Annotated in this window: 18 protein-coding genes; 4 read left to right on the top strand and 14 right to left on the bottom strand. The window is 45.9% G+C overall.

The window, feature by feature from the left end; all coding sequences use genetic code 11:
- The first annotated feature begins 137 nt into the window (after positions 1–137).
- Entirely contained in the window at positions 138–1,250 is a 1,113-nt protein-coding gene (gene asd / locus DU002_RS02240) for an aspartate-semialdehyde dehydrogenase (protein WP_114336712.1), read from the top strand.
- Positions 1,251–1,447: 197 nt separating this feature from the next.
- On the opposite strand, the gene DU002_RS02235 is transcribed toward asd, so the two are convergent.
- The 3 genes from DU002_RS02235 to DU002_RS02225 all read right to left on the bottom strand — a co-directional run bounded on the left by DU002_RS02235 (position 1,448) and on the right by DU002_RS02225 (position 5,773).
- Positions 1,448–1,642 (bottom strand): hypothetical protein, encoded by a 195-nt coding sequence (locus tag DU002_RS02235; protein ID WP_130565540.1) that lies wholly within the window; start codon positions 1,640–1,642, stop codon positions 1,448–1,450.
- Between the two features lie 260 nt (positions 1,643–1,902).
- On the bottom strand, positions 1,903–3,939 hold the full coding sequence (locus tag DU002_RS02230) for a HAMP domain-containing methyl-accepting chemotaxis protein (protein ID WP_158537938.1): 2,037 nt from the start codon (positions 3,937–3,939) through the stop codon (positions 1,903–1,905).
- Between the two features lie 28 nt (positions 3,940–3,967).
- Positions 3,968–5,773, bottom strand: a complete 1,806-nt coding sequence (locus DU002_RS02225; RefSeq protein WP_114336709.1) for a M61 family metallopeptidase — start codon at positions 5,771–5,773, stop codon at positions 3,968–3,970.
- Positions 5,774–5,900: 127 nt separating this feature from the next.
- On the opposite strand from DU002_RS02225, the gene hinT reads away from it, so the two are divergent.
- Together hinT and DU002_RS02215 are read left to right on the top strand one after the other, a co-directional pair.
- A complete protein-coding gene (gene hinT, locus DU002_RS02220; protein ID WP_114336708.1) occupies positions 5,901–6,251 on the top strand; it encodes a purine nucleoside phosphoramidase in 351 nt (116 codons plus the stop codon).
- A 71-nt stretch (positions 6,252–6,322) separates the two neighbouring features.
- Positions 6,323–7,849 (top strand): alpha/beta fold hydrolase, encoded by a 1,527-nt coding sequence (locus DU002_RS02215; protein ID WP_147271759.1) that lies wholly within the window; start codon positions 6,323–6,325, stop codon positions 7,847–7,849.
- Between the two features lie 15 nt (positions 7,850–7,864).
- On the opposite strand, the gene DU002_RS02210 is transcribed toward DU002_RS02215, so the two are convergent.
- On the bottom strand, positions 7,865–8,776 hold the full coding sequence (locus tag DU002_RS02210; protein WP_114336706.1) for an alpha/beta hydrolase: 912 nt from the start codon (positions 8,774–8,776) through the stop codon (positions 7,865–7,867).
- A gap of 194 nt (positions 8,777–8,970) precedes the next feature.
- On the opposite strand from DU002_RS02210, the gene DU002_RS02205 reads away from it, so the two are divergent.
- On the top strand, positions 8,971–9,513 hold the full coding sequence (locus DU002_RS02205; RefSeq protein WP_114336705.1) for an acyloxyacyl hydrolase: 543 nt from the start codon (positions 8,971–8,973) through the stop codon (positions 9,511–9,513).
- Here DU002_RS02205 and DU002_RS19615 read toward each other — a convergent pair.
- The 10 genes from DU002_RS19615 to DU002_RS02155 form a co-directional block, all read right to left on the bottom strand.
- Positions 9,482–10,066, bottom strand: coding sequence for a 4'-phosphopantetheinyl transferase family protein (locus DU002_RS19615; protein WP_114336704.1), 585 nt, complete (start codon positions 10,064–10,066; stop codon positions 9,482–9,484). The two genes, DU002_RS02205 and DU002_RS19615, sit on opposite strands and share 32 nt — an antisense overlap.
- Positions 10,067–10,182: 116 nt before the next feature.
- Positions 10,183–11,421: a beta-ketoacyl-ACP synthase gene (locus DU002_RS02195; protein WP_114336703.1), complete on the bottom strand. Its 1,239-nt coding sequence runs from the start codon at positions 11,419–11,421 to the stop codon at positions 10,183–10,185.
- Entirely contained in the window at positions 11,421–12,146 is a 726-nt protein-coding gene (gene fabG / locus DU002_RS02190) for a 3-oxoacyl-ACP reductase FabG (protein ID WP_114336702.1), read from the bottom strand. The genes DU002_RS02195 and fabG overlap by 1 nt, the downstream gene beginning before the upstream one ends.
- Positions 12,139–12,603 (bottom strand): ApeP family dehydratase, encoded by a 465-nt coding sequence (locus tag DU002_RS02185; RefSeq protein ID WP_114336701.1) that lies wholly within the window; start codon positions 12,601–12,603, stop codon positions 12,139–12,141. The genes fabG and DU002_RS02185 overlap by 8 nt, the downstream gene beginning before the upstream one ends.
- Position 12,604: 1 nt before the next feature.
- The gene (locus tag DU002_RS02180) at positions 12,605–13,792 is read right to left on the bottom strand and encodes a beta-ketoacyl-[acyl-carrier-protein] synthase family protein (RefSeq protein WP_114336700.1); all 1,188 of its coding nucleotides are present in this window, start codon (positions 13,790–13,792) and stop codon (positions 12,605–12,607) included.
- Positions 13,782–14,381 carry a DUF3261 domain-containing protein gene (locus tag DU002_RS02175; protein ID WP_158537937.1) on the bottom strand — a complete coding sequence of 200 codons (600 nt, stop codon included), beginning with the start codon at positions 14,379–14,381 and terminating at the stop codon, positions 13,782–13,784. The genes DU002_RS02180 and DU002_RS02175 overlap by 11 nt, the downstream gene beginning before the upstream one ends.
- A 67-nt stretch (positions 14,382–14,448) precedes the next feature.
- On the bottom strand, positions 14,449–16,758 hold the full coding sequence (locus tag DU002_RS02170; protein WP_114336698.1) for an MMPL family transporter: 2,310 nt from the start codon (positions 16,756–16,758) through the stop codon (positions 14,449–14,451).
- Entirely contained in the window at positions 16,758–17,393 is a 636-nt protein-coding gene (locus DU002_RS02165; RefSeq protein WP_114336697.1) for an outer membrane lipoprotein carrier protein LolA, read from the bottom strand. Before DU002_RS02165 ends, DU002_RS02170 begins: the two co-directional genes overlap by 1 nt.
- A complete protein-coding gene (locus tag DU002_RS02160; protein WP_114336696.1) occupies positions 17,390–17,812 on the bottom strand; it encodes an acyl-CoA thioesterase in 423 nt (140 codons plus the stop codon). Before DU002_RS02160 ends, DU002_RS02165 begins: the two co-directional genes overlap by 4 nt.
- Complete coding sequence (locus DU002_RS02155; protein ID WP_114336695.1) at positions 17,805–19,352, bottom strand: HAL/PAL/TAL family ammonia-lyase; 1,548 nt, start codon at positions 19,350–19,352, stop codon at positions 17,805–17,807. The genes DU002_RS02160 and DU002_RS02155 overlap by 8 nt, the downstream gene beginning before the upstream one ends.
- Position 19,353: the final 1 nt, after the last annotated feature.

The raw sequence follows: 19,353 nt of genomic DNA, 5'->3' as shown, positions 1-19,353 counted from the left end.
TGTGGGCTGCTCTGTTCAGTAGGCTTGCCAGAGTGGCACTTTGACTTGCCATAAAGCCTGTTCAGTTTGGTTTGAACCCCCTTGTGCTAAACCGTGACTTATGGTTTGGCCTGTAATCAGAGGATAGCGAAAGCAGCATGATGAACGTAGGTTTAGTAGGCTGGCGCGGCATGGTTGGCTCTGTGTTGATGCAGCGTATGCAAGAAGAGAACGATTTTTCATTGGTCGATACCACTTTCTTCACCACATCTCAGGCGGGACAGCCCGGCCCGGATATTGGTAAACCGGTGACACCGTTGAAAGATGCTTACGACATTGATGCGCTTAAAGCGATGGATGTGATTATTACCTGTCAGGGTGGTGATTATACCAAGGCTGTGTTTGAACCATTACGTGAAGCTGGCTGGCAAGGTTATTGGATTGATGCGGCATCAAGCCTACGTATGGACGATGACGCCATTATTGTTCTTGATCCGGTCAATGCTGACGTTATTTCACAAGGCCTTGACGCTGGGGTGAAAACCTTCGTCGGTGGGAACTGTACCGTATCCTTGCTATTGATGGCGATTGGCGGTTTGGTTGAAAAAGGCCTAGTAGACTGGGTTAGCCCAATGACATATCAAGCGGCATCGGGTGCCGGTGCACGCAACATGCGTGAATTGATCAGTCAAATGGGCGATTTGCGTGATGAAGTGAAAGCTGAGCTGGATGACCCGGCATCGGCCATTTTGGATATTGACCGTAAAGTTGCAGATAGAATGCGTAACGGTGAATTCCCTACCGATCAATTTGGTGTGCCGCTAGCGGGATCTCTGATCCCTTGGATTGATACGCCAATGCCTAGCGGTCAGAGCCGCGAAGAGTGGAAGGCTGAAGTTGAAGCTAATAAGATCATAGGCCGTAGTGAGTCGCCCGTACCTATCGATGGCCTTTGTGTTCGTATTGGCGCGATGCGTTGTCATAGTCAGGCGCTGACTATTAAGCTAAATAAAGACCTACCTGTCAGTGAAATTGAATCAATACTCGCTTCTCACAATGACTGGGTTAAGGTGATCCCTAACGATCGTGAAATCACGGTTGAAGAGCTGACACCGACCAAGGTGACAGGCACGTTGAGTGTTCCTATTGGGCGTATTAGAAAGCTCTCTATGGGGCCTGAATACATATCAGCCTTTACTGTCGGTGATCAGCTGTTATGGGGCGCTGCCGAACCGTTACGTCGCATGTTGCGTATTTTGCTCGACAAGTAAGCGTCTGTTCGTTAACAGATTGCCAATAGGCTGCCTAATTGGTGGCCTTTTTTATGTTTATCGATAAAGGAAACACTGCAAGAGAGGTGTTGCGTCAACTGATAGCTTGGGAAGCTAGATTGAGTTTCTATTAGGGACTTTGAAAAATAAAGTGAGTGCCTGCCACAAGGCAAGAGAAGCAGGCTATAAGCTGATGTCTATAACACCAAATGATCACTTTTCTTCGTGTGAACAAGCTCTTCTATCAACGCAAGTACGCCGGCAGATAATACTAGGGCGGCAGTAACGATAGAAAGTGTAGGTGAGCCAGTAAGCCAGCTGAAGAACAACCAAAGCAGGGTTGCACACGCCAGTGACTTAACAAAACTTTTAACGCCTTTCGTCATTTTCATACTCTGTGTTCTCGCTAACAAGTGACTATATTTTGGGTAATCTTTGCACTCTTGTAAAACGGAAAACCCTTTCGATTGTTTAGCTTGGGAGGATACGCACATTCTAATAAAGAGTTGTGATCTGGATTAAACGTGATGCTAAGTGTATAAAAAACAGACATATTAATTGTTTGTCATTTATTTAGCTGTGGTGGGATTTTAGCTGACTGCAAATGCAAAAAAGCCACACGAGAGTGTGGCTTCTAATGATTTGCTTTACGTTATAGTTTGAATCGGTCGACCAGTTGATCTTGCTCTTTTGCTAAGCGTTCAAGTTCAGCGCTACCTTTGGCGATCGCTTCAATTCCTTCGTAGTTCTCATCAGAGATATCAGAGATATGATTTATGTTGCGGGTGATCTCGTCTGCAGTGCATTGCTGCTCCTCTGCTGCTGCAGCAATTTGACTACTCATATCGCTTATCTGCGCGATAATTCCTTGTATCTCTTCCATTGAGCTATTGGCATCTGAGGCTTGCATGACACTGGCTTCCATCTCATTAAAGCACTCAGAAACAACCTCAACGGCTTGTTTGGCACTGGACTGCAGGCTTTCAATCATACTTTGAATCTCAGTGATCGATTCCCCCGTTTTTTGTGCAAGGTTTCTTACTTCGTCGGCGACGACCGCAAAGCCTCTGCCTTGCTCTCCAGCCCGTGCTGCTTCGATAGCAGCATTCAACGCGAGTAAGTTGGTCTGGTCCGCTATTCCTCGAATAACCACCAAGATCCCACCGATATTATTGCTGTAGCCGTCAACCTGGCCAATCACTTCATTAGACTGCTTAAGCTTTTCAGAGAGTTGATGGGTCGTGGTGATGTTATGACTCATCACTTCGCGTCCGGTGTTGGCAGCTGACTCAACTTCAAGGACTTTTTCTAGCGTAATATTAGCGGAGTAGGTGACCTCTTTTACCGAAGCGGACATCTCCGTCATCGCTGTCGCCACACTCGCCGTTTCATGTCGCTGGCGGTCCAGCTCATCCCGCGAATGCGTGCTGGTTTGTTGATTTGAAACTGCGACCTGAGATAGGTGATGGGAAGCGGTGGTTAGCTGGCCCAGAATATCGCGCATTTGTTGATTGAGCTTGTTCACCCAACTGCCTAATTGGCCAAATTCGTTCTCGCCTTTCACTGTCACTGTGTGGGTCATGTCGCCATCTACAATGGCAGACAGCACATCGAGGATATTCTTCAGCGGGCGGCGGATACCTATTGCTGTGCTCCAACCAATCACCGCGGCGATAAGGATAGATAACAGACCGAGGATGGCAACAAGGCTTAGTCCCTTATTTAGCGCAGAGCTAGCATCATCGGAAGCGGTGTTTACAAAGGTGGTAGCAGCAGAGGTTACCTGATCGAACACCGACACCGCATCGGCAATCGATTGTGCTGCTACGCTGGCTTTGTTAAATACATCGTCGGTAAGGAAAATGAGTTGTCGATGATTAGCCAAGGCACCATCTGGCGCAGTCAGTGCTTTATCAAGACGGTCAAGCATAAAACCTACATCGTTTCGTAGATCTGGGATCTCATCTTCAAGATCAACTAATTTAGACTCGTAATTTCCCCGGCGTTTTTCATTCTGGGAGATCGTACTGTCGATATCGCTCAGTTGATCTGAACTTAGTGCTTTTACGGTTGGGCCTTCTAGGCCATTTAACGCGACATAGTATTCGTCAGCTAAGTTGCGAATATAGTCATCCTGTAATTTATGCACTTTATCAGCAATAAACTTTTTTAACTGCGGCAACATAATATAAAAATCAGCCACTTGGCTGCTTACATCTTTTTTACTGGCCTGAATCGAACGATAGCTTGCCATCGCCGCCTTTGCTTCGCCAAAGAACGACTCATCAAGACTACCAAGTTGCTCTAATAGGTTATTAATGTCGTTTTGATTTTTAGTTAACGAGGTTAACCCGGCTAGTTGTTCTTTGAACTGAGTTTCACTGGTGGAAAAGGCGAGTTCGGCAGCGTCCATCGCCGCCGAATCTTTTGAAGTGATAAAGTCTTTAAAGTGGCGGTTAGCTGTAAGCAGTGCGATGCTCGCCTTATTTGCTTCTTCAACCAGAGGTACTGCTTCATTGGTCACTTTGAGCAGTTGCGAGTTTAACCCGGTCATCCCTAACAGCGATACACCACTGATTATTAACATCAGCACTACTAAAATGGCGAAGCCAAGGCTTACCCTCAGTACGACAGAGATGTTTTGAAACATGGCCAGAAGATTGCCTTTGGGACGTTTATTATTGCTCATTGATTCAGCCTTAAACATATTCTCTCAATTAGTTAAATGCGCAACCGTCTAGCCAGTCAATTGCACGTTGATGATTTGTGATGCTCAACACAGCGGTATCCGGCATTGGCGCACGGAGCGGGAGGGCCATCACTAACATCCTATCGTCTCTAAATACATGCATCGTTATTTGGTCACCACGTTGACACTGTTTCGTGTGTCGCTGAAATCGCTCATTAAAATTTTCTGCACTAACGCGCACGCCATCAAAAGCGACTAGCAAGTCGCCTGGAGATAATCCAGCATCTTCTGCTGCACTTCCATTATGGACTGAAACTATTTTTACGCCTGCAATATCACTACTAATGGTTGCGCCAAATTGCCAAAAGAGGGAGTGCTCTGTGGTTTGCTTGCCCCCTTTATCTTGTATCGACGCAGTTACCCTTAGCTTGAGCCCTATGCCTACTTCTGTTAACAATTCTTCGAGAGGGATCTCATCAGTGTTGTATAGGTACTTATCGAAAAACGGCTCGTAGTCCAGCCCGGTAAGGCGCTCGATAATATCGATTACGGTATGGTTACGTGTTGGTTGCCCCGTCCGGCCAAACTCTTGCCATAAGGTCTGCATAACGAGGTCTAGGGAGCATTGGTGTTGCGTAATTCGCCTTAATGACAGATCTAATGCTAAGGCAATTAAGCTCCCTTTGGTGTAATAACTGACAATCGCATTGGCTGCGTTAGCGTCTTGCAGGTAAAAACGGGTCCACGCATCGAAGCTTGATTCTGCGACGGTTTGGCGTTTCCTGCCTAACCCTCGTTGTACCCTGGTGATTGTTTCGGCAAGCATCTCCAAATAGTCATCATGACTGATTAATCCGCACCTAACCAGGCTTAGCTCGTCGTAGTAGGAGGTAACCCCCTCATACAGCCAAAGTTGCTCTGTATGTGTCTCTCGCGTGAGCTGATAAGGCACAAAGGTATCTGGCTTGATCCTTTTGACATTCCAGCTGTGAAAATACTCATGGCTGCAAAGAGCCAAAAATGTGCGATAAGCTTTATCTTTCTTGTCGCTACCTGTTTCGGGTAGGTCATAGCGGCTGCAGAGTAGGGCTGTTGAGTTGCGATGCTCCAGGCCTCCATATCCTTTACCGACGGCATTGATCAAAAACAGGTAACGTTCCATTGGTGCTGGCTTACCAAAGAAATTTATATGGTGGTGACATATCTCTCTTAGGTCTCGGCAAAGCCTTTCTAAACAAGCATTATGCTGACCAGCGATAACAATGTCGTGTTGCACGCCGAACACGCTGAACGTGGCAAGTGAAAAGTCGCCAAACTCGACTGGGTGGTCGATCAGTTCGTCATAATTTTCTGCATTATAAAGGCCAAAACCGTAGCGTTCTGCGCCAGCTTCCTGCAAAGAGGTCGCTACACGCCAGTGCGCCCACTGTGGATCTGTGGGAGGCTCCAAATTTACCTGAACTGGCTCATCCTCCCGTCCTTCGACGGCAAGAAATACGCTCGTGCCATTAAAAAAACCACGTAATTGATCCAGGAAAGCGGCACGTACTGAGCTATCAAATGCAAATACTCGGTACCTGACCTCTATTGGTTCACCATTAAGAGGTGTAACTTGCCAGCTATGTTTGTCGAGCTTGCTAATTGGTAAAACACACCCTTTTTGGTCAGCCGTAATTTCGACAACGTGGCGGGCAAAATCCCTAATCATGTAACTGCCGGGGATCCAATTCGGCAGCCAAAGGCGATGAGGATCACCAGTGTTAGGGGTGAATTTTATGGCCACATCAAAAAGGTGGGCGTGAGGATCGGACGGGCAGAGAGTGTATTCGATCATTTGTATGAAAATTGAACCGGAAAAGTTAAGGTTAGTAAGCCACTGCAAATTGTCGCACGCTAGTACTCGATAAACCGTGAGGAATGCGCTAAAAAAAGAGCTTACTTATCTACATTGGAAGTTAGTCATGGCCGAAGAAACTATCTTTAGTAAAATAATACGCCAAGAGATCCCTACAGAGTTGCTTTATCAAGATGAATTGGTGACTGCTTTTAGAGATATATCCCCTAAGGCGCCTCAACATATTCTGATTATCCCAAATAAACTTATCCCGACAATCAACGATGTCACAGAACAAGATGAACTCGCTTTGGGACGCTTATTCACTGTGGCTGCAAAATTAGCGAAAGCGCAAGGGATCGCCGATGATGGCTATCGATTAATAGTTAACTGCAATCACCATGGTGGTCAGGAGGTTTATCACATTCATATGCACCTGCTAGGTGGCAAATCATTGGGAGCAATGCTACCAAGCTAATCGTCTCTATACCTTTCGGTATATAGACCTATTTTCTTTATAGTCGTGATGCTAGCGCTGTTAGGATTAAAGTGAATTTAAGTAAAATGGAACAAAGTTATATCGGCGTATGCAAGAAGGCATCATGGGTAGCATTGGTGATACTTTTTAGCATCAATGTTGCCATCGCGGGTGGTTTCAACGACAAATTGAAAGCAGCCTTGGAAGACGTTAAAGGCAAGGTTGATGAGTACCTCGCGTTAGATGAGCCTTTACCTGCGCCAAGCTCGCTACCAGACTTTGCGTCCGCTTGGCATGCAGAATATGTGTTGGAGCCCGCCTTTAATAGCCATATTCTAAAAATTGAAGCGGGTCAGACTAATGACCAAACTATCATTCTAGTACATGGCTTAGGTTCATTGGCCAGCCAGGACTGGTTAGCTCAGATACCTGTGTTAGCTAAACACTATCATGTTATTGCGATTGATCTGCCCGGCTTTGGATTCTCTCGAATACAGAAAGGAAAAATGTCACCCAGTCTCTATGCGAAGACTCTGCATTGGGTGAACGAGACTTATGCTCATGGCGCGAGCGTCGTCATTGGTCATTCGATGGGAGGAGCTATTGCGTTGCGTTATGCCTCTGACTTTCCTGTTGATGTAAAACAACTCGTGATTATTAATGCGGCAGGAATCCTTGAGCGTACGGCCTTTATCAAGAGTTTGGCCACATTACCTCTCAACAACAGCTTATTATCTGATGAGTTGCGAAGGGTGATCAGTGATGTCCAGAATGTGAGTGACGCCTGGCTAGAGTCTATTGCCGGAGGGCCAGATCCAACAGCCCCTCTTAATGCATCAGATACCGCTTGGTCTTTGCTGTTGTCGGATACGCCAAATATTAATGCTGCGTTGGCATTAGTGAACGATGATTTTAGTGATGTGGTTCGGAAAATAGCCGTACCGGCAACCATAATATGGGGGCGTCAGGATGGTGTTGCTCCATTGCGAACGGGGGAAGTGCTAGAGTACTTAATACCTGCCAGCCGACTATACGTGTTGAATGACGCTCAGCATGTACCGATGAAATCTCATGCTCAAGTAATAAATGAACTGATTCTCAAAGAGCTGTCCTATCCACCTGAAACTGAACTAAGCGCTGAGCCAGTCGATTTAGCCAACAGCGATGTTGACTTATTGTGCAAGGGTAAGTCGGGTGTTAGTTATCGTGGTGTTTATCGACATATTACTTTTGATAATTGTTCCAATATCCGTTTAGAGAGCGTTAAGGCGCAATCGTTAACTCTGAAGCAGTCTAAAGTTAAAGCAAAAAATTTGATCATTATGTCAAATGGAACTGGAGCTACGATTACTCAGTCAGTTCTTGAAATAACGAATGGCCAAATTACCGCCCCCATTGGATTTCAAGTTAGTGATAGCCGGGTAGATGTGGCGGGTGTCTCTGTGGTTGGCACCCGCAACGCCATTTCAGTTGAAGAACCCTCTTTGTTGATTATGTCTTTAAGTCGAGTAACTTCGCCGACATACAAAGGTAATGCACACGGTCACTTTTCGATGGAAAAGAAAACGATTAGTGAGTTGCTGCTTATCCAGAAATAAGCTTCTTCACAGTTGTTAGCGTCCGGCTAAAACCGAATTGTAAAGTGCAGTTCGCGCTGCATAGTATGTGAATTCTGGTGCTACTAAGCCGGGTTGCTCTAGCACTTGAAGCAGTATCTTTTGATTTTGCCTGTTCTCGTTTGCAAAGCTGCGTGCGTGCTTGCAGTTTGGTAACCTCCATAATCCTTTAGCTCCAACGGCTTCTTCATAAAGCTGTTCCGTGAACTCTATGGGTATGAGAGTGTCGGTTTCACAATGAGTAAAGAGAAGCGGCACATTGGGTAGCTGAGATAGACGCCCTTCGGGCGCATAATGATCATCAAAAATTAAGGCAGGGATCCAAGATACGAGTTTACCTAACGGGTAGCGACTGGCAATGTGGCTCGCTGTGTCTGAATAGCGATAAAAACTTGAATCGACGATCATCAGGTCAATATCCAAACGTGAGCCAGGCTCAGATAGACCGCTGATCAGTATTACGCCTCCTAGGGATGTCCCCCAAACGATCTTCTTGTAGTCATCATGGGGCCGAGACAGCTCACTAAAGATCTTTAGCATCGATCTGGCATCCAAATAAGTTACTTTGGGATCAGCTGCTCCCTCACTACGCCCATAGCCGGAGTAGTCGAAAACCAAAACGTCATATCCTTCGTCTAACAGCCATTCAACCTTGTCGAAAGTCTCTGATATATTGCCTCGGTTGCCATGAAAGTGCATGACTAAGCCGAGAGGGGATCTTACTGATGTTTTGTGAAGTTGTGCATCAAGTTTGTTGCCTGACTGACTAGTGACTTGAATATTTTGATAAGGAAAATGGTATTGTGACTCTGCTCTCGTTGACTCAGCTTTTGGGGCATAAAAAGCCCAGTTGCTACTGCATGCCGTTAAGAAGCATACTGAGAACATAACTAGTAACTTGCTGATCATCTTTTTTTCCAACCTTTAGCTTCATGACGCTTCTTACGCGGGCTGTATGGAAATAGATCAACTACTTAATTTAATCCAAGTATAGTCGTTGGTATCGTTGTAACCACTCTAAGTCATCAGCGGACAGGGGTTGGGCTAAGTAGGTCTGTCAAAAATAATATTACTACGTGTTGTTTATAAAGGTGTTTTAAGTTGTGAAGATCGCTATTTACCCACTTCTCTTAATCTCGATGTTTTTATTCTCAGTCAGCTTTTGCGAAGCAAAAACACAGCTTCTATTGAATGCCGGTGGTGGGCCGCAGCCCGGTGGGAGTCAAACAAATTATACGGTCGGTGCAGACTTGATCTTTTGGCAATATGAACGTAGCAGCCGTCAGACTTTATTCTTAGGCACGGGCATCACTTATTTGGGTACGGATGAGGATGTTAATGAAGAGATATATGCCATCTCGTTTTTCCCGCAGTTAAATTTATACACTGATAAATGGGGTGAAAATCAGCCATACTTTTTTGTTCGCGCGCTTGGTCCGACCTATCTCTCTAGCAGAAAGCTTGGTGAGAGGGAGCAGGGGAAGCGTTTTGCATTTCAAGCGCAGGTAGGCGCGGGGGTGTATTTTGGTGCGGATGAATCTTGGCTAGTAAGCGTGTCGTACAAACACTTCTCTAACGCTAATTTATTTAGTCCAAATGATGGGCTCGACGTGCCTATTTTATTGTCTCTGGGGCGACGTTGGTAATTTCTATCTGGAGAGGACTTTGCGTTATCGCTGCGAGCCCTAGGTGAAAGTCTCGACCATGCTTACTATGGTAGAGCTGTATGTTTGGCCCTAACGTCAGCTTGCTTCCTTCAGGTTTTGTAGCTAAGTAGTCTAATGCCAAAGAGTCGCTTAACCCGCGCCCTGTGGCTTTCGCATGTGCCTCCTTAAGCACCCATAAATGATAAAACCGTTCCTCTTGTTGTGCGGTTGAGTACGGATTTCTAATCCATTTGCACTCGTTTTCGGAAAAATAGTGCTCAGAGATCCCTAAGAAGTTCCGTGTATGCTTGCGGTGTTCATAATCTACGCCAACAGGCACAGAGGCTTCAGCGACAACAACGTAGTCTTTTGTGTGGGAAATGCTAAATTCAGGAGCGTTGGGGCAAGAACTGTATGGCTTCCCGTTGTGATCGACCCAAATATCAATGTCAGCAGTTTGGCAATTGAGAGCTTGCGACAGAATGTGTTTTACTAGCAGTCGCCCTGTAGCATATTGTTGGCGCCTAAGTTCACTGGAAATAGACGCTAACATAGCTTGCTCTGCATAGCTCAATTGCTGGTAGTGATTGCCAGAGGCAGGTAGTAATCTGCTTATTGCACATTTGACCGTAACTGGCTGGGGGGCTTTGATAGCCACTTTATTAGTGTCTACTCTGGCCAGCGCTGAAAAATAAGAGACGTATTAATTCCGCCAAAAGCAAAATTATTCGTCATGATTAGGTCCGTGTCGATACATCTTCCATTGCCTGTCACATAGTCAAGTTCACCACAACGTTCGTCAACTCTGTCTAAGTTAATGGTGGGAGCGAACCAGCCTGTGCGCATCATCTCTATTGACATCCATGCTTCCAGTGCACCGCACGCGCCAAGCGTATGACCTATGTAGCTCTTTAACGAACTTATCGCTATCGGTCTCCCAAATGTGGATGCGGTAGCTTGTGATTCTGCGATGTCACCTCGTTCGGTTGCAGTGCCATGGGCACACACATAACCTACGTCGTCTCGACTAACGCCGGCATCATTAAGTGCAAGTTCCATTGCCACTTGCATTGTCTCGGCCGTTGGCTGGGTGACATGCATCGCGTCACAGTTAGTACCGAATCCAATCAGCTCAGCGTAAATCGTAGCGCCTCGTTGCTGGGCATGCTCCAACTCCTCCAAAATGAGGGTTCCAGCGCCTTCACCAATGACTAAGCCGTCTCTTTCTTGGTCAAAAGGGCGAGGGCTACGGGTTGGTGTGTCGTTCAGTAGACTGGTTGCGTAAAGAGTGTCGAATACTACCGCCTCAGTAGGACATAACTCTTCTGCACCACCTGCAACCATAACGGTTTGGTAGCCGTGCTTAATTGCTTCATAAGCGTACCCTATGCCTTGGCTACCTGATGTGCAGGCACTGCTCGTAGTATGAACTCTTCCTTTTAATTCAAAAAAGAGGCTCAGGTTGACAGCCGTGGTGTGCGCCATCATTTTGATATAGGACGTTGCGTTGATACCGGAGCAATCCCCATCGTTAAGCATTTTGCCAAACGCAGCAAATGGCTCGGTACTTCCCACCGACGAGCCATAAGATATTCCAGTGGCACCATTCGTTAAAACCGGGTGATCAATTAGATCTGCATCTGCTAGTGCAGCTTGCGTTGCAACGGTTGCTAACCTAGAAACTCGCCCCATGCTTCGCACTTTCTTTCTAGGGAAAGAAGTCGGAACTTGAAAGCCTTTAACCGGCGCTCCTAAGCGGGTGTTGAGACCGGAAAATTTATCCCATTCGCGAATATATTCGACAAAGTTTTGTTTGGCTTTGAGGCTCGCTAAGGTGGAAACCCAGTCGGTACCCATTGGCGAGATGCCAGCCATGCCGGTGACAACCACGCGTTTTAATTGGCTCATTAAGCCAACCCCCCATTCACGGAAATTACTTGTCGGGTGATATAGGCCGCGCTATCAGACATTAAAAAGGCGACAGTCGCTGCTACTTCGTCAGGTTGCCCCATACGTTTTGCTGGTATCATGGCCATCGCTTGCTCTACAACCTCTTCGTCAACCATGCCCGTCTCAATAAGCCCCGGAGCGACACAGTTCACGGTTATCTTCCTGCTAGCTAATTCTAAGGCAAGTGATTTTGTTGCCCCTATTATTCCGGCTTTCGATGCGCTGTAATTAACCTGCCCACGATTACCCACAACGCCGGACACTGATGATAACGTGATAATGCGGCCGCCACTTTTTGCGCGCACCATAGGCATTATGCATGGGTGTAAGACATTATAAAATCCATCTAAATTGGTGTGAATAACACGGTCCCACATCTCGCCATCCATCGCTGGAAATGCAGCATCGTCTAGCACACCTGCATTACATACGACGCCATAATATGCGCCGTAATCATTGATTTGCTGTTCGAGTTTGTCGGAGATATTCTCTCTATCGGTAAGCATGAACTGAATAAGCTCGCCGCTACCACCAGCTTGATGGATATCATCCAGAGTCAGCTGCGCACCATTACGGTCACTGCCATAATGAACAACAATATGGAAGCCATCGTTGGCTAGCTTCTTCGCAATGGCTTGCCCGATACCTTTACTGGCACCTGTTACTAGAACTCTTCTACTCACTTGGTTCTCCAATTACGTCTGCTACCTTGCTATGGTCAGGCTGGTAGGTGTTAATTGTGGCGGTGACGATAACATCCTCATTGTCGATGATTTCACATGCGAATGAAGCCATGCCATCTTCTAAGTAGAGTTGCTCTACTTTCACTATGTACTGGTCACCAGAAAAAAAAGTGCTTCTCGTGCTGCGATAACGACGAGTACCTAATAAAAACCCTATTTCAACCGTTTTTTGTTGCTGGCGTGCAAAATATCCTGCATGCGCGGCAATTGTTTGTGCCATCCACTCAATTCCCGTCGCAGCAGAGCATTCACCATTGGGATCCAGGAGAATGCAGTCAGGTTTAATATCCACCCTGGCGATAGCTGATTTTTCGGTAATAGAGAGGAGTTCGTCGATTAAAATCATTGGGTATGAATGGGGAACAATCTCTTCAATAGGGTATTTTTTTACGTCCATATTACTTTACCTTTCCGACAATAATACTGACGTTACTTCCGCCAAAAGCAAAATTATTACTCATACAAATAGGGGCTCTCAAGCTGTCGTCAGGTGTCGCTAAGTGAATACCTTTTAAATCGGGATCCTTTATGCCATCCCAAATGTGTGGTGGAAGCAAGCCAGCCTGTTTACCGGTAAGTTTAAGAAGCAGGCAGCAAAAGGCGAGTTCGATAGCACCTGCAGCCCCTAGCGTATGACCAATCATCGCTTTGGTTGAGCTACAAGGGATCTTGTTGCCAAATATGCGGTGAACAACTTCGCTTTCCATTTCGTCGTTTTTCGGCGTTGCCGTACCATGGAGGTTCAAATAGCCGATATCATTTGGGGATAACTCTGCGTCATTAAGCGCTGCTCTAATTGCGCGCTCTGCGCCTTTCCCTGAGGGCTCCGGTGCTGAAATATGGTAGCCATCAGATGATTCTCCGACGCCTAAAATCGCTATGTCAGCTGGCTCACTTGAGACAACGAATAATGCAGAGCCTTCTCCGATGTTGATTCCCTGTCTGTTCAGACTAAATGGCTGGCATCTGTCAGGCGACAAAGACTCCAACGCATCGAATCCGTTTAGAGTCAATCCGCACAAGCTATCTGCTCCGCCGACAATTACCGCATCACATACACCGGAGCTTATTAGCCGGGAGGCTGAAGCAAATACTTTACCCGATGAAGAGCAAGCGGTAGAAACCGTATATACAGGCCCATCAACATCAGCCAATTTAGATAGAAAATCAGAGACGCTGCCTAACTCTTGCTGTAGGTAGCGATACTCTTTTGGAAAAGGATGATCATTCGAAAGACTATCGATTAGGCGTTCACCTTCGGCGATACCTGCTGTACTTGAGCCTAAAACTACCCCTATACGCGCTTTACCAAAGAGGCTCTTCATTTCGTCTATCGTTTCTTGAACTTGAAGATAGCTGTGCATCAACAATTGGGTGTTACGACAATTGTAATCAGTTAACGATAGTGGCAATTTTGGAAGAGGATACTGCACTCTGGCAATGTAGGTACTGCGACCACTGTTGAGCGCTCCAGATGGTTGTAGTGCATTCGTGTCGCCTGAAATTAATTTTTGCGTGACACCGAATCTATGGTCACCTAAGGGACAAGAGATACCAAATCCATTGATATACAATTTACTGCCCATGTTCGTCACTCTCAGATAGCGGTTGAATATTAAGCTGATAGTTTAGTTGATGATGCACTAGTTCAACGGCAGATCGCCAGCGGCTATTGTGTTGGTACTGAATCGTCATAACTAACAATCCATCCTGCCATACTTGGCGAGTTAAACCGTTATCTGCAATCGTAAACCCTAATGGTTTTAAGGCGTTGGCCAACGAGTTGGTTGGCCAGTAGGTTAAAAAGAAATCACCAAGTATATATTCAGGTTTTAGTGCAATATCAACAATCGGAGCTTGCAAAAACGTAATATCGTGCCCGTCATATCGTAAAACGAACAACGGTGAGCCCCAACTAGCGATGGCACTCATTAATATCTCGTCCGATGATAAGCTAATCACAAAGGGTAGCGCTTCTGTCCTCGTATCATAATGAAACGTAACGAGTTGAGAAAGGCTGTCAGGATAAGGTTCGGTGTCGCCGAGTAATGCCGGTCTAACATCATAAAGTGCGTTGGATATGGGCTTAGGAAGTAATTCGCCTTTTTGTGGGTGAGCACAGCTAGCTAATATGAAGATAGTGAGGCTGACGATAGTGCAAAAAACAAAACGCAAGTGGACTCCGGGCTGACTATTCCGTTCGACAAACGCGAATTTTACGGGTTTCAACTGCTCAGGACTATCAAGAATATCCCCCTTTTTGATCCGTATCGTGCTGGAAGGCAAGGGGACTCAAAAGGTAGGCAAATATAATTCCTAGACTAACGGTTATCCCAACCGCGCTGACCGCTGGCGTAGCACTCAGCCCTAGCAGCCCGAAGCTAAGCATTGTTGTAGTTGATGCCAGCGCAATTGAGAGAAGTGTGGTTTCTGGATTTTTCTGGGTTTCGGCGAAGAAGATTGAATAATCGATGCTTATTCCGGTGACGAGGATAAGCGCTAGTGCATGAAATAAGTTTAGTGGGACGCTAGCCAAGGACAGTGCTCCAAGTGTTAGTAAACACCCTCCGGCTGGTACTGAAATAACAGCAACAGCACGACGCCATGAATAACGGAAATTTAGCAGAGCAAAAATGACTACGTATGCTAGTAGGAGTAGCCAACTGATCTGTTGTCTGTAGCGTCCGAATAGCTTGGAGTACTGTTCTGCAGGGTCAATCACGCGAACGTCGTGAGGTAAGATTTGTTGAAGCTTGTGAGTGGATAGTGTGCTTTGAATTAAGGTGATCGCAGCGTTTTTCTTATTTGCCGCATCATCAATCCATAAAAAGCGCCACGGCGCAGATGCCGGGCTATCTAACCATTCCGTTAATGTTAACGCGTTAAACGAGGCGCCCTTTAGCCGATTGACTTGCTTGTGCGCAGTCTCTTCTGGAAAGCCGGCAGTGACCAATGCCGTGTAGGTTTTTGGTACGACTTGCCTTAGATACAGGTTGTAATCTAATTCCTGCTGTCGAGCACTCGGAACAAATCGAGACAGCCCAATAACCTTGCTGTCATTTGAAGATTGTTGAATAAGTTCGACGACCTCTTCATCCATCTGCAAAAGCGATTCCGCATCATCACTTGTTGATAATAGAAAACGTGGCGAGTTTGCCCCCCCTAACAGCTGCTTGAATTGCTGTTCCATGGATTGCAGGGTGGGATCTAAGCTTTGTAAATTACGAATATTGTCATCATTTTTTTGCAAAATAAGTGCTGGAATGCAAGTAAGCATGACAACTGCCGCGATGATACCCCGCTTGGACATGTTTAACTGCTGCCAAAACTCGATGAGGGCTTTGTTAGCCCAAGGCACTTTATTGGCAGGCTTACGTCTTGAAGACATGAACGTTGGAAACGCCAAAATGACCGTGAGGTAGGCCGAGCAAAGACCGGTAGCAGAAAAAAGCGCGACTTGGCGAAGACCTGGGAATGGCGCAAGCGATAAAGCTGCATAGGCCGTTGCGCTAGATACTAAGCCGAGGCTGATACCTGGGAAAATCTTGCTTACAGTATCTAGACCACGGTTGTCTTTGTTGGCTTGGCTTTGGTGTGAGAAATAATGGAAGGCATAATCAATTGATACTCCAATAAGGCAGGCACCAAATACCAAAGTGAAAATATGTATAGAGCCAAAAACGATATGTGTTAAAAGTGCAGCCGCAACGATACCTACACTAATAGCCACTCCTGCTAGGATTAGTGGTGTTAATGATCTAAACACCCATACCATTAATAGTAATATACCAAGAATAGAACCGACGCCGATTGTGCTTATTTCACTGCGGGCGGAGTCAGCACCGTACGCGGCATAAAAGGCTGTGCCAGTATAATTGATAGTGAGCTCTGGGTGTCGCAGCTTTACGTTGTTAATTGTAGTTAGCAGTTTTTCTTGTACACGAAAATTATATGGATCCGCTTTGAGCATTAGTGGAAGAAACAACCAGTTGGCATCGTCGCTTTTATGCCATAAGCGTCCATTCTCGAGAATGAGTTTGTCACTTTGGGCGCGTGACATCATGAAATTCCGGAGCGTTAATGCTGGATCATTCAAGTATTCTTGAGGAGATATGCCGACAAAAGGATTATAGAAAGCCACCAAACCAGATGTGAGCAGCGTGTCGGCATCTACTTCTAATTGTCTTCTGGTCGTGTCAGAAAACAGCTGATGATGGTAGTTCCGATAGAGGTCGGCCAGTTGTGATTGTTCACTGAGTTGTTCTTTGATATCAAATAGCTGAGATTCCAGTAGCTCTGACTCAATGAGTGGGGCCAGTATTTTCAGTTTTTCAGGGGCTGCGTGCGAAATAAGTAAAGCAATTCGTCGACCCTGGGTTAAGGCTAATCGCTTTGATGCGTGGCTTTCTATCGGGGATTGTTCCGCTTCAGGAAACAGTGCCATTAGGTTTGTATTAACTTGAAAACCTTGCTTAAAAATGACAAACGATAGGACGGCCAGTGTAAAAAGTATCGTTAGCCAAATAGAAAAAAAGAGTCTTTTTGCCTTCATTAATGAATCAATCTTTGTTTCTGCTGAGGGGTTAATTGTAATGATGAGTTAAGGTTGTCAAATATTAGTTCTTGCCGATTGCCTTTTATATCCGTGATATCAATGCTTCGGATCTCTTTGTTGCCTGTGACTATTATCTGCCTTAATGCCTTCGATATAAGTGGATCGCGGGGTATTAAGCCAAGTTGCCAGTCTTTATCTGAATGCATCAAGTAGGCGGAAAAACTGTCATTTAGCCCACTGTGATCACCCCGGAAAATGGCAAAAAATATACGGCCAATCGAAAACGGCAGAGGATTTTGAGTGGCATTTATCTCGATCGGTGATGCATCTGCAATTTGTTGAATCATTTTCTCTTGATCCATCCACAAACGAGAAATGAAAGGCTTTTTTTGGGCCCAAAGCAGGCCTAGTTCTGGTGCAAGGATGAAGTCCCCATGACTACGAATAGCTGCATCCATGCTAGCAATATGTCTAACTTGAGTATATTCAGCACTGATGACAAGGTCTGCATTGCCGAAATTTGGCAGCGTTGATGTCTCTTCAACAGCATTCTCTGGAGAGAATAGTTCATTGGCATGAGTAACTGAGAGACTCAAATACACTAAACTGATTAAAAAGAGGACTTTTATCATGGTTGCAACTTCTCAATAAGTATTGAGGGTGAACAGAAACACATTTCTCCCGACTCGATATCGACGGCTACCTGTATTGTAAAGCCCTTGGTAATCGTAACAGCCGTCTCTTTATCTGTGATGCGATACTCAATTTTTAATCTGTTTTCATACTCGACTATAGTTGCTTGCACGTTAATCTTTTGAAAAAAAGTCGAGCTCTTAACGTACTTTACTCGCATGTCGACGATAGGCCATGAAAAGCCTGAGTTGGCCATATCTCGATAGCCGTAGCCAATTTTTTCCAATAACGCACAACGAACAAGTTCAAAGTATTTTACGTAGTTTCCATGCCATGTGATCCCCATTGGATCAGTGTCAAAAAAGGGCACTTCCACTTCGATAGTATGTGACGTTAAAAGTGATTTTGATTTAGCCATAGAGTGGCCACTTCTGTTCTTGGATCAGGGCTACAGTAGTTCGAAGCGTTTCTTCGAGAGGCCGATCTTCATCGATCACAGGGCATAAGCGATCCAAATCATCTTTCATTGCTCGAACGTTAGGTGTTAGTTGCTGGCTGCCCAATTCGCCATTTCGAATTCGAAGCTCTAGTGATTGCTTCGCTGCAAGAAGAACCGCCGCGGCGACTTGTTCGGTGAGTTGCAATACCCGTAGACAATCTCGAGCGGCGATCGTGCCCATACTGACTTTGTCTTGATTATGGCACTCAGTTGACCGACTAAAAACACTCGCTGGCATAGTGAGTTTTAGTGCTTCTGCTGTCCAAGCGGATGTTCCAATTTGGACAGCTTTGAAACCATGGTTGATCATGCTTCTTTCGCTTGTGGCACCAGATAAGTTTGCGGGTAAGCCATGATTAAACCGTGTGTCCATCATCAAGGCCATTTGACGGTCCATCAGATCAGCCAAATTCGCTACTGCATTTTTCATTGAATCCATGGCGAATGCGATATGGCCTCCATAGAAGTGTCCCCCATGCATGACATGCTCCCCTTCTCCATCAATGATGGGGTTATCGTTTGCGCTGTTTAACTCATTTTCTATGAGTTGGCGCGTAAAGGGCAGGGCGTCCTGCAGCACGCCTATAACGTGAGGTGCACAGCGTAGAGAGTATCGATCCTGCAGTCGAGAAGAATTGCGAGGCATCTCTTCATGGGTGAGGTCTGAGCGCAGCCAAGATGCGATCTGTTGTTGACCTGGGTGTGGTTTGACCGAAAACAGAACTTCATCAAAATGAAACTCATTGCCTTGGAGGCCGACCACGGCCATAGATGTGATCCTGGTACATAACTTTGCCAAATATGTTGCTCGGTGGTGGGCAATACATGCAATACCTGTCATGACAGCTGTGCCATTCATTACGGCAAGTCCCTCTTTGGGACGCAATTTAATAGGGGCGAGGTTTAGTCTTGCCATCACGTCTTTAACTGGCAATACATCGTCTCCAAAGTATGCATCTCTTTCACCAATGAGTGCTGCAGCTACATAAGATAACGGTGTTAAATCACCACTGGCACCGACGGATCCCTCTTGTGGTATCAAGGGCAATAAATCCCGATTTATGAACTCGCGTAACAATTCCAGAAGGTCACGACTAACGCCTGAGTAGCCTTGAGCAAGAGATGCTAGCCTGCTGGCCAAAATAGCTCTGGTCTCTTGTTTCGAGAAATGGTCACCTAAGCCGCAACCATGGAAGCGTGTTAAATGCAGCGGTAACTCAGGGACTAAGTGAGGCGGTACTGCGACCGTACATGAATCGCCATAGCCCGTTGTTACACCATAGATTGCTCCATCTTCCGTTAATAGACGCTCAAGAAACTCAACTCCGGCGTCCACGCGTCTCCAGAAGGAGGGGGAATCAGTGAAAGATACTTTGCTACGTTGGCAACTAATGGCGACAACATCCTCAATGGATACTGATTCTGCGCCAAAACAGACTGTATTTTTTACTGCGTTCACT

This window comes from Corallincola holothuriorum, from assembly GCF_003336225.1.
Lineage (GTDB): Bacteria > Pseudomonadota > Gammaproteobacteria > Enterobacterales > Neiellaceae > Corallincola > Corallincola holothuriorum.
This window is presented reverse-complemented; position numbering and strand designations above follow the sequence as displayed.

Excerpts from the sequence above, each read along its gene's own strand:
- DU002_RS02230 (WP_158537938.1), bottom strand. The coding sequence starts at position 3,939 with ATGAGCAATAATAAACGTCCCAAAGGCAATCTTCTGGCCATGTTTCAA.
- asd (WP_114336712.1), top strand. The coding sequence starts at position 138 with ATGATGAACGTAGGTTTAGTAGGCTGGCGCGGCATGGTTGGCTCTGTG.
- DU002_RS02195 (WP_114336703.1), bottom strand. The coding sequence starts at position 11,421 with ATGAGCCAATTAAAACGCGTGGTTGTCACCGGCATGGCTGGCATCTCG.
- DU002_RS02235 (WP_130565540.1), bottom strand. The coding sequence starts at position 1,642 with ATGAAAATGACGAAAGGCGTTAAAAGTTTTGTTAAGTCACTGGCGTGT.
- DU002_RS02165 (WP_114336697.1), bottom strand. The coding sequence starts at position 17,393 with ATGATAAAAGTCCTCTTTTTAATCAGTTTAGTGTATTTGAGTCTCTCA.
- hinT (WP_114336708.1), top strand. The coding sequence starts at position 5,901 with ATGGCCGAAGAAACTATCTTTAGTAAAATAATACGCCAAGAGATCCCT.
- DU002_RS02170 (WP_114336698.1), bottom strand. The coding sequence starts at position 16,758 with ATGAAGGCAAAAAGACTCTTTTTTTCTATTTGGCTAACGATACTTTTT.
- DU002_RS02210 (WP_114336706.1), bottom strand. The coding sequence starts at position 8,776 with ATGATCAGCAAGTTACTAGTTATGTTCTCAGTATGCTTCTTAACGGCA.
- DU002_RS02225 (WP_114336709.1), bottom strand. The coding sequence starts at position 5,773 with ATGATCGAATACACTCTCTGCCCGTCCGATCCTCACGCCCACCTTTTT.
- DU002_RS02180 (WP_114336700.1), bottom strand. The coding sequence starts at position 13,792 with ATGGGCAGTAAATTGTATATCAATGGATTTGGTATCTCTTGTCCCTTA.
- DU002_RS02160 (WP_114336696.1), bottom strand. The coding sequence starts at position 17,812 with ATGGCTAAATCAAAATCACTTTTAACGTCACATACTATCGAAGTGGAA.
- DU002_RS02185 (WP_114336701.1), bottom strand. The coding sequence starts at position 12,603 with ATGGACGTAAAAAAATACCCTATTGAAGAGATTGTTCCCCATTCATAC.
- DU002_RS19615 (WP_114336704.1), bottom strand. The coding sequence starts at position 10,066 with ATGTTAGCGTCTATTTCCAGTGAACTTAGGCGCCAACAATATGCTACA.